Source organism: Enterobacter sp. RHBSTW-01064 (assembly GCF_014103035.1).
Classification (GTDB): Bacteria; Pseudomonadota; Gammaproteobacteria; order Enterobacterales; family Enterobacteriaceae; genus Enterobacter; species Enterobacter mori.
In genome coordinates, this window is record NZ_JABXOU010000002.1 from 93,115 (window position 1) to 107,930 (window position 14,816).

17 protein-coding genes are annotated in these 14,816 nt (G+C 57.0%); 3 read left to right on the forward strand and 14 right to left on the reverse strand.

All coding sequences use genetic code 11. The features are described from left to right. Positions 1-4 precede the first annotated feature (4 nt). On the forward strand, positions 5-1,213 hold the full coding sequence (locus HV355_RS06380) for an MFS transporter (RefSeq protein WP_108416382.1): 1,209 nt from the start codon (positions 5-7) through the stop codon (positions 1,211-1,213). Beyond that, on the forward strand, positions 1,210-1,587 hold the full coding sequence (locus tag HV355_RS06385; protein ID WP_108416381.1) for a DUF4440 domain-containing protein: 378 nt from the start codon (positions 1,210-1,212) through the stop codon (positions 1,585-1,587). Before HV355_RS06380 ends, HV355_RS06385 begins: the two co-directional genes overlap by 4 nt. 53 nt (positions 1,588-1,640) lie before the next feature. Here the strand turns inward: HV355_RS06385 and rpoS are convergent, their stop codons facing one another. The 13 genes from rpoS to cysG all read right to left on the reverse strand — a co-directional run bounded on the left by rpoS (position 1,641) and on the right by cysG (position 12,633). Further along, positions 1,641-2,633 carry an RNA polymerase sigma factor RpoS gene (gene rpoS / locus HV355_RS06390; protein ID WP_013098493.1) on the reverse strand — a complete coding sequence of 331 codons (993 nt, stop codon included), beginning with the start codon at positions 2,631-2,633 and terminating at the stop codon, positions 1,641-1,643. Between the two features lie 59 nt (positions 2,634-2,692). Then, entirely contained in the window at positions 2,693-3,817 is a 1,125-nt protein-coding gene (nlpD, locus tag HV355_RS06395) for a murein hydrolase activator NlpD (RefSeq protein WP_010434532.1), read from the reverse strand. 116 nt (positions 3,818-3,933) lie between these two features. Continuing rightward, positions 3,934-4,560: a protein-L-isoaspartate(D-aspartate) O-methyltransferase gene (locus HV355_RS06400; RefSeq protein WP_010434533.1), complete on the reverse strand. Its 627-nt coding sequence runs from the start codon at positions 4,558-4,560 to the stop codon at positions 3,934-3,936. Continuing rightward, positions 4,554-5,315, reverse strand: coding sequence for a 5'/3'-nucleotidase SurE (gene surE, locus HV355_RS06405; protein ID WP_010434534.1), 762 nt, complete (start codon positions 5,313-5,315; stop codon positions 4,554-4,556). Before surE ends, HV355_RS06400 begins: the two co-directional genes overlap by 7 nt. Beyond that, positions 5,296-6,345, reverse strand: coding sequence for a tRNA pseudouridine(13) synthase TruD (gene truD / locus HV355_RS06410; RefSeq protein WP_182401330.1), 1,050 nt, complete (start codon positions 6,343-6,345; stop codon positions 5,296-5,298). Before truD ends, surE begins: the two co-directional genes overlap by 20 nt. Then, positions 6,342-6,821, reverse strand: coding sequence for a 2-C-methyl-D-erythritol 2,4-cyclodiphosphate synthase (gene ispF, locus HV355_RS06415; protein WP_008499607.1), 480 nt, complete (start codon positions 6,819-6,821; stop codon positions 6,342-6,344). Before ispF ends, truD begins: the two co-directional genes overlap by 4 nt. Continuing rightward, positions 6,821-7,531 (reverse strand): 2-C-methyl-D-erythritol 4-phosphate cytidylyltransferase, encoded by a 711-nt coding sequence (ispD, locus tag HV355_RS06420; protein WP_182401332.1) that lies wholly within the window; start codon positions 7,529-7,531, stop codon positions 6,821-6,823. The genes ispF and ispD overlap by 1 nt, the downstream gene beginning before the upstream one ends. 19 nt (positions 7,532-7,550) lie before the next feature. After that, the gene (gene ftsB, locus HV355_RS06425) at positions 7,551-7,862 is read right to left on the reverse strand and encodes a cell division protein FtsB (RefSeq protein ID WP_003862095.1); all 312 of its coding nucleotides are present in this window, start codon (positions 7,860-7,862) and stop codon (positions 7,551-7,553) included. Positions 7,863-7,941: 79 nt separating this feature from the next. Continuing rightward, positions 7,942-8,268: a DUF3561 family protein gene (locus HV355_RS06430; protein ID WP_182401334.1), complete on the reverse strand. Its 327-nt coding sequence runs from the start codon at positions 8,266-8,268 to the stop codon at positions 7,942-7,944. A 58-nt stretch (positions 8,269-8,326) separates the two neighbouring features. Beyond that, positions 8,327-8,932, reverse strand: a complete 606-nt coding sequence (cysC, locus tag HV355_RS06435; RefSeq protein ID WP_010434543.1) for an adenylyl-sulfate kinase — start codon at positions 8,930-8,932, stop codon at positions 8,327-8,329. Continuing rightward, positions 8,932-10,356: a sulfate adenylyltransferase subunit CysN gene (cysN, locus tag HV355_RS06440; protein WP_089601201.1), complete on the reverse strand. Its 1,425-nt coding sequence runs from the start codon at positions 10,354-10,356 to the stop codon at positions 8,932-8,934. Before cysN ends, cysC begins: the two co-directional genes overlap by 1 nt. A gap of 9 nt (positions 10,357-10,365) precedes the next feature. Then, complete coding sequence (cysD, locus tag HV355_RS06445) at positions 10,366-11,274, reverse strand: sulfate adenylyltransferase subunit CysD (protein ID WP_010434549.1); 909 nt, start codon at positions 11,272-11,274, stop codon at positions 10,366-10,368. A gap of 9 nt (positions 11,275-11,283) precedes the next feature. Beyond that, entirely contained in the window at positions 11,284-12,633 is a 1,350-nt protein-coding gene (gene cysG, locus HV355_RS06450) for a siroheme synthase CysG (RefSeq protein ID WP_220470694.1), read from the reverse strand. A gap of 245 nt (positions 12,634-12,878) precedes the next feature. Here cysG and HV355_RS06455 point away from each other — a divergent pair, with 245 nt between their 5' ends. Further along, positions 12,879-13,922 carry an aminopeptidase gene (locus HV355_RS06455; RefSeq protein WP_108416375.1) on the forward strand — a complete coding sequence of 348 codons (1,044 nt, stop codon included), beginning with the start codon at positions 12,879-12,881 and terminating at the stop codon, positions 13,920-13,922. Positions 13,923-14,019: 97 nt separating this feature from the next. On the opposite strand, the gene cysH is transcribed toward HV355_RS06455, so the two are convergent. Beyond that, positions 14,020-14,754: a phosphoadenosine phosphosulfate reductase gene (cysH, locus tag HV355_RS06460; protein WP_010434558.1), complete on the reverse strand. Its 735-nt coding sequence runs from the start codon at positions 14,752-14,754 to the stop codon at positions 14,020-14,022. Between the last annotated feature and the right edge of the window lie 62 nt (positions 14,755-14,816).

Genomic DNA, 14,816 nt, shown 5'->3' on the forward strand with positions numbered 1-14,816 from the left:
CGCCATGACGTATCGCAGCAAAGTCGCCGTTGTCTATCTGCTCGGCTTTTTCCTTGATTTGATAAATATGTTTATTGCCAGCGTCGCCTTTCCGGCCATGGCACGCGCATTCAACACCACACCCTCAGCGCTTGCCTGGGTCAGTAACGGATACATTGCCGGTCTGACGCTGGCGATCCCTTTCGGCAGCGCGCTGACGCGCCGCATCGGGCCGAAGCGCGTCATCCTCCTCTCTCTGGCTCTCTTTAGCGCGGCCTCCGCTGCTGCGGGACTGTCTTCCTCGCTGGAAAGCCTGATTGCCTGGCGTGCACTGCAAGGGATTGGCGGTGGCTTGCTGATCCCGGTGGGACAGGCGCTGACCTGGCAACAGTTTAAGCCTCACGAACGCGCCAGGCTCTCCTCGGCGGTGATGCTGGTCGCGTTGCTTGCCCCTGCCTGCTCCCCTGCTATCGGGGGACTGCTGGTACAAACGCTAAGCTGGCGCTGGATCTTTTTTGCTACGTTACCCGTCGCCATCGTCACCTTTGTTTTAGCCTGCGTATGGCTTAACGCTGAAATGCCGCCGAAGAAAACAGCCAGGCTGTTAAACCTCTCCTTGCTGACCGACCCACTTTTGCGTTTTTCCATGCTTGTCTACGTGTGCGTGCCCGGCATCTTTATCGGGGTAAACGTAACGGGCATGTATTATCTTCAGAGCGAAGCCAGCATGACGCCCGCCGCAACGGGCATGCTTATGCTGCCATGGTCCGCGGCATCGTTTATGGCCATTATGGTAACAGGACGCTATTTTAACCGCGTCGGCCCCCGGCCTCTGGTGGTTATCGGGTGCCTTTTGCAGGCGACGGGCATTCTGCTTTTACTGAACGTCAGTTCGGCATCGCCAGCGCTGTTATCTGTCGCGGCCTTTGTGTTGATGGGGGCCGGAGGCAGTCTTTGCAGCAGCACGGCGCAGAGCAGCGCGTTTCTGACGACAGCCCAGGACGATATGCCTGACGCCAGCGCCCTGTGGAATCTTAATCGTCAGCTAAGCTTTTTTGCGGGAACCCTGCTACTGGCGCAGGCGCTGAGCATTGCGCAGGTTTATCTTGCGCCGCTCGTCGCCTGGCACGGGATGTTTATTTTTGCCGCAGGCATCACTTTAGTGCCTGTATTGTACGTTTCTCGTCTTAACACGATGCAGGTGCTCAGCCAGCTGCGACAGGAGAATTCATGACGCTTTTTGAACACGACATTATCGACCTCCACATTGCGCTTGAAAACTGGTTAGGCAAAGGTGAAGGTGAGGCTGAAACCTTGCTCACCCGCTTTCGACCGGATTTTCTGATGATACCACCGGGCGGCGCACATCTTGACTATCACGCCCTTGCCCATTTCCTTGATACCCAGCGTGGAAGCCGACCCGGCCTGAAAATCGTCATTGATGAACTCGCCACGATAGAAGCCTGGGATAACGGCGCAGTACTTCACTATCGCGAGACACAAACCCGCCCCGATATGCCGCTAAACGTGCGCTGGTCGACGGCGGTGCTGAATCAGGAAGGCGACAGAATTACGTGGCGCCTGCTGCACGAAACGGCGCAGCCGTAGCACAAAAGAAAAAGGCCCGTCTCACGACGGGCCTTTTTTTGACGAAAGGTTGCTTATTCGCGGAACAGCGCTTCGATATTCAGACCTTGCCCCTGCAGGATTTCACGCAGGCGGCGCAGACCTTCAACCTGAATCTGACGAACACGTTCGCGGGTCAGGCCAATTTCACGGCCGACGTCTTCCAGTGTCGCAGCTTCATACCCCAGTAAACCGAAACGACGTGCCAGCACTTCACGCTGTTTAGCGTTCAGTTCGAACAGCCATTTGACGATGCTCTGTTTCATGTCATCGTCCTGCGTGGTGTCTTCCGGGCCGTTGTCTTTTTCGTCGGCCAGGATGTCCAGCAGCGCTTTTTCGGAGTCGCCACCCAGCGGGGTGTCAACCGAGGTAATGCGCTCGTTGAGACGCAGCATACGGCTTACGTCATCAACCGGTTTATCAAGCTGTTCGGCAATCTCTTCCGCGCTCGGTTCGTGGTCCAGTTTATGGGACAACTCACGCGCGGTACGCAGATAGACGTTCAGCTCTTTGACGATGTGAATCGGCAGTCTAATCGTACGGGTTTGGTTCATAATTGCCCGTTCGATGGTCTGACGAATCCACCAGGTCGCGTAGGTTGAGAAGCGGAACCCGCGTTCCGGGTCAAATTTCTCAACTGCGCGGATGAGACCTAAGTTGCCCTCTTCAATCAGGTCCAGCAGAGCCAGACCACGATTGCCGTAACGGCGAGCAATTTTCACGACCAGTCGCAGGTTACTTTCAATCATGCGACGGCGCGAGGCAACATCACCACGCAAAGCACGACGTGCGAAATAGACTTCTTCTTCGGCCGTTAACAGTGGGGAGTAACCAATCTCCCCAAGGTAAAGCTGAGTCGCGTCCAGTACACGCTGTGTGGCGCCCTGCGATAACAGCTCTTCTTCAGCCAAATCGTTATCACTGGGTTCCTCTTCTACTAAGGCTTTTTCGTCAAAAGCCTCTGCTCCGTTCTCATCAAATTCCGCATCTTCATTTAAATCATGAACTTTCAGCGTATTCTGACTCATAAGGTGGCTCCTACCCGTGATCCCTGAACGAGACACCCTGGCTGGCATGCCCCGTCAAATTATCGCTGCGGCAGATACTGCAGCGGGTTTACGGATTTCCCCTTGTAACGAATTTCAAAATGCAAGCGTGTAGAACTGGTTCCGGTGCTACCCATGGTAGCGATTTTTTGCCCCGCCTTAACTTCTTGTTGTTCCCGGACCAGCATTGTGTCGTTATGGGCGTAGGCACTCAGGTAATCATCGTTATGTTTGATGATAATAAGATTACCGTAACCGCGCAGAGCGTTACCGGCATAGACAACGCGTCCGTCTGAGGTCGCGATGATAGCCTGTCCCTTACTCCCTGCGATATCGATCCCTTTATTTCCTCCCTCGGAGGAAGAGAAGTTTTCGATAACCTTGCCGTCAGTCGGCCAGCGCCATGCAGAGATAGGCGAACTGGTGGAGGTACTGCTGGCAGTCGGTTCAGTAGAGCTAACCACAGGTGCCGTAACCGGTGCTGTGACAGCAGTCGCAGTCCCTTTATTATTCGGCAACATTTTGTTAGCACTCTGATCACCTGAATCCTCAGAATACGTAATTACAGGTTGTGAAGCAACCACCGTGGTGGATTTTTGTGCAGGCATAACGCTGTTATTTTGCGCGGTCACATCCGCCGCAGAAACTGTGTTCCCCGGCGTCAGTGGCGTACCCGTCGCGTTGCCCACCTGAAGCGTTTGGCCGACTTCCAGTCCATACGGGGCCTGCACGTTATTGCGTTGTGCCAGGTCACGGAAATCGTTCCCGGTGATCCAGGCAATATAGAACAGCGTGTCGCCGCGCTTCACGGTGTAGGTGCTGCCACCGGTATAGCTCCCTTTCGGAATGTTCCCATACTTGCGGTTGTATACTATGCGGCCATTTTCCGTCTGAACAGGTTGTTCAACTGGCTGAATCTGTGTTGGCTGCGTGGTTGGACGCTGAACCGGCTGGATCTGCGGAGTTTGCTGCGCCGTAGAGGTGCCCATTTTCGGCGGAGGAGTGATCAACATTCCGCTGGACGTGTTACCCGAGCCGCTGTTCCCGCCGACGGAGCTTACAGGCGCAGGTGCGTTATTCGAACTTGTACAGCCTGCCAGCCAGAGCGAAACCAGTGATAATGCCGCAACACGGCTGATGGTGAATTTTGGGCTTCCCGCGCTCATTTATCCCCCAGGAATGTGTTAACTACCAGTGACTTAAAAATAACCGTGATGGCACGAACCTTTTGCGCCACACAATACGCTGAATTTGCCTTAATAACCCTGGATAAATCCGAGTCTCAGGCCAGCTCTCCCTTAACCAGAGGCACAAAGCGTACGGCTTCTACGGTATCGATAATAAACTCGCCGCCACGCCGACGAACACGCTTCAGAAGCTGGTGTTCATCGCCCACGGGCAAGACGAGAATGCCGCCTTCATCCAGCTGCGACAAGAGTGCTGCCGGGATCTCCAGCGGTGCGGCCGTGACGATAATGGCATCAAACGGGGCGCGAGCCTGCCAACCCTGCCATCCATCACCGTGACGTGTTGAAACATTATGTAAATCAAGTTGTTTCAGGCGACGACGCGCCTGCCACTGTAAACCTTTGATGCGTTCGACGGAACAAACATGGCGAACAAGATGCGCGAGGATCGCGGTTTGATACCCCGACCCGGTGCCAATCTCCAGCACGCGGGACTCCGGGGTTAACTCCAGCAGTTCCGTCATGCGCGCCACCATGTAGGGCTGAGAAATGGTCTGGCCTTGCCCAATAGGCAGCGCCACGTTTTCCCACGCTTTGTGCTCAAACGCCTCGTCTACAAACTTCTCGCGCGGAACCTGGGCAAGCGCATCCAGCACATGCTCGTTAGTGATCCCCTGAGCGCGAAGTTGTTCCAGAAGAGTTTGTACACGTTTGCTTACCATTGCACGTTCACCCCGACCCGATCTAACCAGTCCGACACCACATCATGCGCGCTATACGCGGTTAAATCTACGTGCAGTGGCGTAACGGAAACATACCCTTCATCGACAGCAGCGAAGTCCGTATCTGGACCGGCATCGCATTTTTCGCCCGGAGGCCCAATCCAGTAGAGGGTATTGCCGCGCGGATCCTGCTGCGGAATAACCTGGTCAGCAGGATGACGGCTGCCACAGCGCGTCACGCGGATCCCCTTGATCTCATTGAGCGGGAGGTCGGGTACGTTGATATTCAGGATACGGCCCGTACGCAGGGGTTCACGCCCCAGCGCGCGAAGAATCGAACAGGTGACCGACGCCGCCGTGTCGTAATGCGTATGGCCGTTAAGCGAAACCGCCAGCGCCGGGAAGCCCAGATGACGTCCTTCCATCGCTGCCGCCACGGTACCGGAGTAGATCACGTCATCGCCGAGATTGGGTCCGGCATTGATACCTGACACCACAATGTCCGGGCGCGGGCGCATCAGCGCATTCACGCCGAGGAACACGCAGTCGGTCGGCGTGCCCATCTGTACGGCGATATCGCCATTTTCAAAGGTAAAGGTGCGAAGCGACGACTCCAGCGTCAGTGAGTTAGACGCTCCACTGCGGTTACGATCGGGAGCCACAACCTGCACATCCGCAAATTCGCGAAGGTGTTTCGCCAGGGTCTGTATACCTGGCGCGTGGATCCCGTCATCGTTACTCAGCAATATTCGCATAATCACCCGAGGTGTTGATAAGTTCCCTGACAACACTGGTGGCAAAGCTACCTGCAGGTAGCCAGAAGCGTAACTCAACGGTCACGTCATCCCACCAGTTCCAGCTTAACTGCTGCGGGTAGAGCAACATCGCGCGGCGTGCTGCTTCGACTTTTTCCCGCACCAGCAGTGATTGTAATTCTGGCGCGTCCGCGACGGCTGACTGCTCGGCAGCGAGCGCGTCGCCCTGCGTGCCCCAGTCGCCCGTACCGGGCATCGCGGCCGTAATCATCAGCGCTTTGGCGTCCACACGAGACTGGACATCGGCCATTTCCTCGGCCGTTGCCACAAACCAGCTTCCGCGTCCCGCTAATTGTAGCGCATCGCCGACAACAACTTGATTAGCGTCCGATTTTTTCAGACGTTCGCTCACAATCTGATTAAACAACGCACTGCGGGCCGCAGACAACCAAAAACTGCGTTTATTCCTGTCGCGTACCGGTGCATTGCTTTGCGCCCAGCGCAGTGCGCCCTGCAGGTTGCTGCCACCGATACCAAAACGCTGTGCGCCAAAGTAGTTCGGTACGCCGCGTTCGTTTATCGCCTGTAGGCGTTTTTCAACGTCTTCGCGGTCAGTCACTTCACGCAGCACCAGCGTAAAGGCATTGCCCTTCAACGCGCCCAAACGCAGTTTGCGCTTGTGACGGGCGTACTCCAGCACCTTACAGCCTTCAAGCTCAAACTGGCTTAAATCCGGCATCGTATTGCCCGGCACGCGCGCGCAGATCCACTGTTCAGTGACCGCATGTTTATCTTTCTGTCCGGCAAAGCTCACTTCGCGGGCATGAATTTTCAGGAATTTTGCCAGCGCGTCGGCCACAAACCGTGTGTTGCAGCCGTTTTTCAGAATGCGCACCAGAATGTGCTCGCCTTCGCCATCCGGCTCAAAGCCCAAATCTTCCACCACGAGGAAATCTTCCGGGCTGGCTTTCAGCACCCCGTTCCCCTGCGGTTTACCGTGCAGGTATGTCAGATTGTCAAAGTCTGTCATTTGCTCGCCTTCACCAGCAGCGCCACGGCTTCACAGGCAATGCCTTCGCCACGGCCCGTGAAGCCCAGCTTCTCGGTGGTGGTCGCTTTGACGTTGACGTCGTCCATATGGCAGCCCAGATCTTCCGCGATAAACACACGCATCTGCGGAATGTGCGGCAGCATTTTAGGTGCCTGAGCGATGATGGTCACATCGACGTTACCCAGGGTGTAGCCTTTCGCCTGAATGCGGCGCCACGCTTCGCGCAGCAGTTCGCGGCTGTCTGCCCCTTTAAATGCCGGGTCGGTGTCCGGGAACAGCTTGCCGATATCCCCCAGCGCGGCAGCGCCCAGCAGCGCGTCGGTTAGCGCATGCAGCGCCACGTCGCCATCAGAATGCGCCAGCAGTCCTTTTTCGTAAGGAATACGCACGCCGCCAATGATAATTGGGCCTTCTCCGCCAAAGGCGTGTACATCAAAACCGTGTCCAATTCGCATTATGCCTTCTCCTGATGGGTCGAACGGGTAAGATAAAATTCCGCGAGCTGCAAATCTTCCGGGCGCGTCACTTTTATATTATCAGCGCGCCCTTCAACAAGCTCAGGGTGAAAACCGCAATACTCCAGCGCTGAGGCTTCGTCCGTGATGGTCGCACCGTCTTTAAGCGCACGCGTCAGGCAGTCGTGGAGCAGTTCGCGGGGGAAAAATTGTGGCGTCAGCGCATGCCATAAATCAACGCGCTCAACTGTATGGGCGATAGCCTGTTTGCCCGGCTCGGCGCGTTTCATGGTGTCACGCACGGGGGCAGCCAGAATCCCGCCGACCTTGCTTGTTTCGCTCAGGGCCAGCAGACGCGCAAGATCGTCCTGATGCAGACACGGACGCGCCGCGTCATGTACCAGTACCCACGAGGCGTTTCCGGCAGCCTGAATGCCCGCCAGCACGGAATCGGCGCGCTCGGCGCCACCGTCAACGACGGTAATCTGTGGGTGGTTTGCCAGCGGGAGCTGCGCGAAGCGCGCATCGCCTGGGCTGATGGCGATGACCACGTGCGTCACCTTCGGGTGCGCCAGCAGCGCCGCCACGGCGTGCTCAAGGATCGTTTTATCGCCAATTGAAAGGTACTGCTTGGGACATTCTGTCTGCATGCGCCGGCCAAAACCTGCGGCCGGCACCACGGCACAGACGTCCGAAAAAGTTGCTGCCATGTCGTAATCCTGGGCCTGATTATCGATTGTTTTGTGCTGAGCCCTGATTGCGTTTAGACGCATCCGGAACCAGACGATAAAAAGTTTCGCCCGGCTTAGTCATACTGAGTTCATTGCGTGCGCGTTCCTCAATCGCCTCTTGCCCGCCATTGAGGTCATCAATTTCAGCAAAGAGTTGATCGTTTCGCGCCTTGAGTTTGGCGTTTGTTGCCTGCTGAGCCGCGACGTCATCGCTTACCCGGCTATAGTCGTGCAGTCCGTTCTTACCGAACCACAACGAATATTGCAGCCAGACCAGCAAAGCCAGCAACAGCAGCGTTAGTTTACCCATCCTGCCCCCTGAAAAAACGGCATCATCATCCCATAACTTTCCGTTCGACTCTACTCCGGGGTTTTAATTATGTCGCAAGTTAGCCCATCAGCCATAAAAACAGCAGGCCAAACATCACCACAACGGTCACAATCGTGATAACCGTACTATACAGGAGTCGGCCATTGAAGAGGGAGTGCAGCGCAACACCCACCACGACCGCCACAGGCATCAGCGCCAGGAAGAAAGGCCAGGTATAGAGGAAGAAGAACAGCGTGTTACCGCCGTAAATGAGAAACGGGATGCCCAGCGCCAGTAACCACGAGATAAAGCCGACAATGGCCCCAGGGAAGGACCAGGTCGTCTCGTCGTCGGTCGTTAACGGCTCCGACCCGGTGGTGATAATGTAGTTTTCACTGTTGCGCATAGCTGATCCTGTGACCATGACTCATCGTTCGGGAAGACAGCTCCCGAACGATACCGTCTCAGGATCTGATAATATCGTCCCGTCTGAGCAGGTCTAATAATTGGCTTACTAAATTTGTTACCAATTGTTGACCTTCCAGGTGAATCTCTGGCGATTCAGGCGCTTCGTAGACTGCGTCAATGCCGGTGAAGTTACGCAGTTCTCCGGCACGGGCTTTTTTGTACAGCCCTTTCGGGTCGCGCGCTTCGCAAATCTCCAGCGGCGTATCGACAAACACCTCGATAAAGCGATCCTGACCCACGCGTTCGCGCACCATCTGGCGCTCGGCGCGGTGCGGTGAGATAAATGCGGTCAGCACCACCAGCCCGGCATCCGCCATCAGGCTGGCGACTTCGCCCACCCGGCGGATGTTCTCTTTCCGGTCATCGTCGCTAAACCCCAAATCGCTGCACAGGCCGTGGCGCACGTTGTCGCCGTCCAGCAGGTACGTGCTTACGCCCTGCTGATGCAACGCCTCTTCCAGCGCGCCCGCCACCGTGGATTTACCCGAGCCGGACAGCCCGGTAAACCACAGTACAACGCCACGGTGGCCATGGAGCTGTTCGCGCTGGGCGACAGTGACCGGATGAGGATGCCAGACGACGTTCTCATCATGGGCGGCCATTACTTGCCTCCCAGCAGATCGCGTGCGCCCCAGTGCGGGAAGTGCTTGCGCACCAGCGCGTTCAGTTCCAGCTCGAAGGCGCTGAATTCAGACGCCACGGCAGCCTGTTCTTTAGGCTCGCGCACCATACCGGCCCCGACGGTCACGTTGGTCAGCCTGTCGATAAAGATCAACCCGCCCGTAACCGGATTCTGCTGATACGGATCCAGCACCAGCGGTTCGTCGAAGGTCAGATCGACCAGACCAATGCCGTTCAGCGGCAGCTCGGTGACGTCACGATGGGTCAGGTTGTTGATATCCACCTGAAACTGAATGCCGTCCACGCGGGCGCGGGTTTTCTTACCGGCAATTTTAATGTCATAGCTTTGGCCTGCGGTCAGCGGCTGTTCGGCCATCCACACCACATCCACGGACGCGCCCTGCACTGCCGCCAGCGTTTCGTGGGCATCCACCAGCAGATCGCCCCGGCTGATATCAATTTCGTCTTTCAGCACCAGCGTTACCGCTTCACCGGCGCCCGCTTCTTGCAGGTCACCGTCGAAGGTGACGATGCGGGCGATGGTGGATTCCACGCCGGATGGCAGCACCTTAACGCGCTGGCCGACCTTCACGAAGCCTGACGCGAGGGTGCCGGAGAAGCCGCGGAAATCGAGGTTAGGACGGTTCACGTACTGTACCGGGAAGCGCATCGGCTGGGTGTCGACCACGCGCTGAATTTCAACAGTTTCCAGCACTTCCAGCAGCGTCGGGCCGCTGTACCAAGGCATGTTCGCGCTCTGCGAGGCGACGTTATCCCCTTCCAGCGCCGAGAGCGGTACAAAGCGAATATCCAGGTTGCCCGGCAGCTGTTCGGCAAAGGTCAGGTAGCTCTGGCGGATCTCCTCGAACTTCTCTTCGCTGAAGTTCACCAGATCCATCTTGTTGACCGCCACCACCAGGTGTTTGATCCCCAGCAGCGTCGAGATAAAGCTGTGACGACGGGTCTGATCCAGCACGCCTTTACGCGCGTCCATCAGCAGGATCGCCAGGTCGCAGGTGGAGGCGCCGGTCGCCATGTTACGGGTGTACTGCTCGTGCCCCGGGGTGTCGGCAATAATAAATTTGCGCTTCTCGGTGGAGAAGTAGCGGTAGGCCACGTCAATGGTGATGCCCTGCTCGCGCTCCGCCTGCAGGCCGTCCACCAGCAGGGCCAGGTCGAGTTTTTCACCCTGGGTGCCGTGACGCTTACTGTCGTTATGCAGGGAAGAGAGCTGATCTTCGTAAATCTGGCGCGTATCGTGCAACAGGCGGCCAATCAGGGTACTTTTCCCGTCATCCACGCTGCCGCAGGTCAGAAAACGCAGCAGGCTTTTGTGTTGTTGCGCGTGCAGATACGCTTCCACGCCGCCTTCGTTGGCAATTTGTTGAGCAATAGTGGTATTCATGGCGGCTCCTTAGAAATAACCCTGACGTTTCTTCAGCTCCATGGAGCCTGCCTGGTCGCGGTCAATCACGCGCCCCTGTCGCTCGCTGGTGGTGGACACCAGCATCTCTTCGATGATCTCCGGCAGCGTCTGCGCGCTGGATTCCACCGCGCCGGTCAGCGGCCAGCAGCCGAGGGTACGGAAACGCACCATCTGTTGTTTGATTACCTCGCCCGGCTGCAGGTCGATGCGATCGTCGTCGATCATCATCAGCATGCCGTCGCGCTCCAGCACCGGGCGTTCAGCGGCCAGATACAGCGGAACGATTTCGATGTTTTCCAGGTAGATGTACTGCCAGATATCCAGCTCGGTCCAGTTGGAGAGCGGGAAGACGCGAATACTTTCGCCTTTGTTGATCTGACCGTTATAGTTGTGCCACAGCTCCGGGCGCTGGTTTTTTGGGTCCCAGCGGTGGAAGCGGTCGCGGAAGGAGTAGATACGCTCTTTGGCGCGAGATTTCTCCTCGTCACGGCGCGCGCCGCCGAAGGCCGCGTCAAAACCGTATTTATTCAGCGCCTGCTTCAGCCCTTCGGTTTTCATGATATCGGTGTGCTTGGCGCTCCCGTGCACGAACGGGTTAATGCCCATCGCCACCCCTTCCGGGTTTTTATGCACCAGCAGCTCGCAGCCGTAGGCTTTCGCGGTACGGTCGCGGAACTCGTACATTTCGCGGAATTTCCAGCCGGTATCCACGTGCAGCAGCGGGAACGGCAGCGTGCCTGGATAAAACGCTTTACGCGCCAGATGCAGCATGACGCTGGAATCTTTACCGATGGAGTACATCATCACCGGGTTAGAAAACTCGGCGGCCACTTCGCGGATAATATGGATACTCTCCGCTTCAAGCTGCCGCAGGTGTGTAAGACGTTTTTGGTCCATAACCGTTCCTTAAGCCAAATTTACGACAGAAGAACCAAAGCCTTCTGTATCGGTTGTGTTCTGAAACCAGGCGAGCGTGCTGTGCAGCTGCACCACTTCCCCCACCACGATCAGGGCGGGCATCGGGGCGTCTTTCGCCAGGGTTGCAAGATGTTCCAGCGTGCCCGTCGCAACGTGCTGATCGACGCGCGTGCCGCGAGAGATCACGGCAACGGGCGTCGTCGCCTCGCGACCGTGCTGAATAAGTTGTTCGCTGATGTCTGCCGCTTTCATCGTGCCCATGTAGATCGCCAGCGTCTGGCGGCTCTGGGCGAGATGCGACCAGTCAAACGACGTGCTGTCGGCCTTGTAGTGTCCGGTCACAAAGGTCACGCTCTGGGCGTAATCGCGATGGGTTAGCGGGATACCGGCGTAGGCCGTCACCGCAGAGGCCGCCGTGATGCCGGGCACCACCTGGAACGGTACGCCCGCTTCGGCTGCCGCCTGCAGCTCTTCGCCGCCGCGACCGAAAATAAACGGATCGCCCCCTTTCAGGCGCACCACGGTTTTACCCGCTTTGGCGGCGTCAACCAGCATCTGGTTAGTGTCGTGCTGCGGCACCGAATGCTCGCCAGCCCGTTTGCCGACGCAGATTTGCTCCGCGTCGCGACGGATCAGCTCGCGCACGCCGTCGGTGACCAGATGGTCGTAGAACACCACGTCCGCGTCCTGCAGCACCTGCAGGCCACGCAGCGTCAGCAGACCGGCATCACCCGGCCCTGCCCCCACCAGAATGATCTCCCCGCTCGTGCTGCCAGGGTTATCCAGTTCGTCCTCGAGGAGTTTCTGCGCCGCCGTCTCATTACCGGCATGCATCAGGCTGGCAAAGCGGCCGCGAAACACGCGCTCCCAGAAGCGACGGCGTTCCGTCACGCTGGTCAGGCGGTTTTTCAGGTGGTCACGCCAGAAGCTGGCTTTTTCCGCCATGCGCCCGAGGCTGGTCGGCAGCAGCGCTTCGATTTTTTCCCGCAACACGCGCGCCAGCACCGGCGCGGTGCCGCCGGAGGAGATCGCCACCAGCAGCGGTGAGCGGTCAACAATCGACGGGAAGATAAACGAGCACAAAGGCTGGTCGTCCACCACGTTCACCAGGCGGTAACGGGCTTGCGCCGCGTCAGAAATTCGACGATTGAGTTCACGATTTTCGGTGGCCGCAATCACCAGCACCACGCTGTCGATTTGCGACTCCTCGAAATCCGCCTCTTCGACTACCCGTACCTGCGCGCCTGCCCGTTGCAGGAACGCGATTTTGCGATCGGCAATGTCACCCGTACCAACAACCAGCACCGGTCTCTCTTTAATTGCGGCAAATAAGGGCAGATAGTCCACAGGCAACAACTCACTAACAACAGGAATAGTGGGACTATAGGGGGCGACTTAGACCGAATGAAATTACGAATTGGAATGAGTAGTTACTCAATGGAATAACGCCCTGGAAAAGCAAATATCAAAAAGTGCTTAACACGCGAAATTTCGGGCATTTAAGAGCAATTCAAATTGTGTATGCACGATCACAGTTTCATACTAAGCGGGTTAAAAATTTGCTCTGTTTTTAAGGACTCACTATGTTTTCCGCAACGCGCCACCGTATTGCTGCCCTGGCGCTCGGCGTTTGCTTCATCCTTCCGGTTCAGGCAAAAAACCAACCTTATGGTGAAATCGCCAATATGCAGGCGCGGCATATTGCCACGGTCTTCCCTGGACGCATGACCGGCACACCGGCCGAGATGCTCTCCGCAGACTATATTCGTCAGCAGTTTGCCGATATGGGCTACCAGAGCGATATCCGCTCGTTTCACAGCCGCTACATCTATACCTCACGTAATAAAACAAAAAACTGGCACAACGTGACGGGCAGTACGGTCATTGCCGCACACGAAGGGAAAGCGGCTGAGCAGATCATTATCATGGCGCATCTCGATACCTTCGCCCCGATGAGCGACGCCGACACCGACAATAACCTCGGCGGTTTGACGTTGCAGGGGTTGGATGACAACGCGGCGGGTCTGGGCGTCATGCTTGAACTGGCCGAGCGAATGAAAAATATCCCAACGAAATACGGGATTCGCTTTATTGCCACCAGCGGAGAAGAAGAAGGAAAGCTTGGCGCTGAGAATCTCCTTAAACGCATGAGCAATGAGGAGAAAAAAAATACGCTGCTGGTGATCAATCTCGATAATTTGATCGTCGGCGATAAGCTCTATTTTAATAGTGGGCAGAGCACCCCCAGCAGCGTGCGTAAATTAACGCGCGACCGGGCATTAGCCATCGCCCGTAGCCACGGTGTGTATGCCACCACCAATCCCGGCGGCAACCCGGATTATCCGAAAGGAACGGGCTGTTGTAACGACGGCGAAGTGTTTGATAAAGCGGGCATTCCGGTGTTGTACGTTGAGGCGACGAACTGGGGTCTGGGCAAGAAAGATGGGTATCAGCAGCGGGCGAAAACGAAAGCGTTCCCGGAGGGGACAAGCTGGCATAACGTGATGCTGGACAATCAGCAGCACATTGACAGCGCGCTGCCTCAGCGAATTGAGCGTCGCAGCCGTGATGTGGTGAAGGTGATGCTGCCGCTGGTGAAGGAGCTGGCGAAAGCGGGGAAAGCCTGAGGTCCTTAAGCCCGGTGGCGGCTACGCCTTACCGGGCCTACGTATCGATCGAGCCTTTGTAGGCCCGGTAAGCGCAGCGCCACCGGGCGAAATGACATTATCCTTCGTGCAGCCCGCACTCGCGCTTCAGCCCAAAGAATCGCGTCTCTTCTTCCGCCATTCCCGGTTCCCATTTGCGCGTGGTGTGGGTATCCCCCACCGACAAATAGCCCTGGTCCCACAGCGGATGGTACTTCAGCCCGTGTTTTTGCAGGTACTGGTACACGGTGCGGTTATCCCAGTCGATGATCGGCAGCACTTTGAACACGCCGCGTTGAACCGCCAGCACCGGTAACGTAGCGCGGCTTCCCGACTGCTCGCGGCGCAGACCCGCAAACCAGGTCTGAGCCTTCAGCTCTTTTAGCGCGCGGTTCATCGGCTCGACTTTGTTGATCTCATTGTATTTCTCAATGCCCTCAACCCCCTGCTCCCACAGCTTGCCGTAGCGCGCCTCCTGCCAGGCCGCACTTTCCGTCGCGCGGTAGACTTTCAGGTTCAGCTTGAGCTTGTCCGTGAGCTCGTCGATAAACTGGTAGGTTTCCGGGAACAGGTAGCCGGTATCGGTGAGGATCACCGGAATGTCCGGGCTGATCTGATTCACCAGATGCAGGCTGACCGCCGCCTGAATACCAAAGCTCGACGACAGCACATAGTCTCCCGGCAGGTTTTCCAGCGCCCACGCCACGCGCCCTTCGGCGTCCAGCTTTTCCAGTTGAGCGTTGGTTTCTGCCAGCGCCAGAATGCGTTCGACTTTTGGCAGGTCATTAAGGGCGTTTAGATCGAGTACGGACATAAGAACCTCGTTTGCCTGTTTCGCCGGGCGGCACTGCGTTTGCCCGACCTACAAAACCCGTA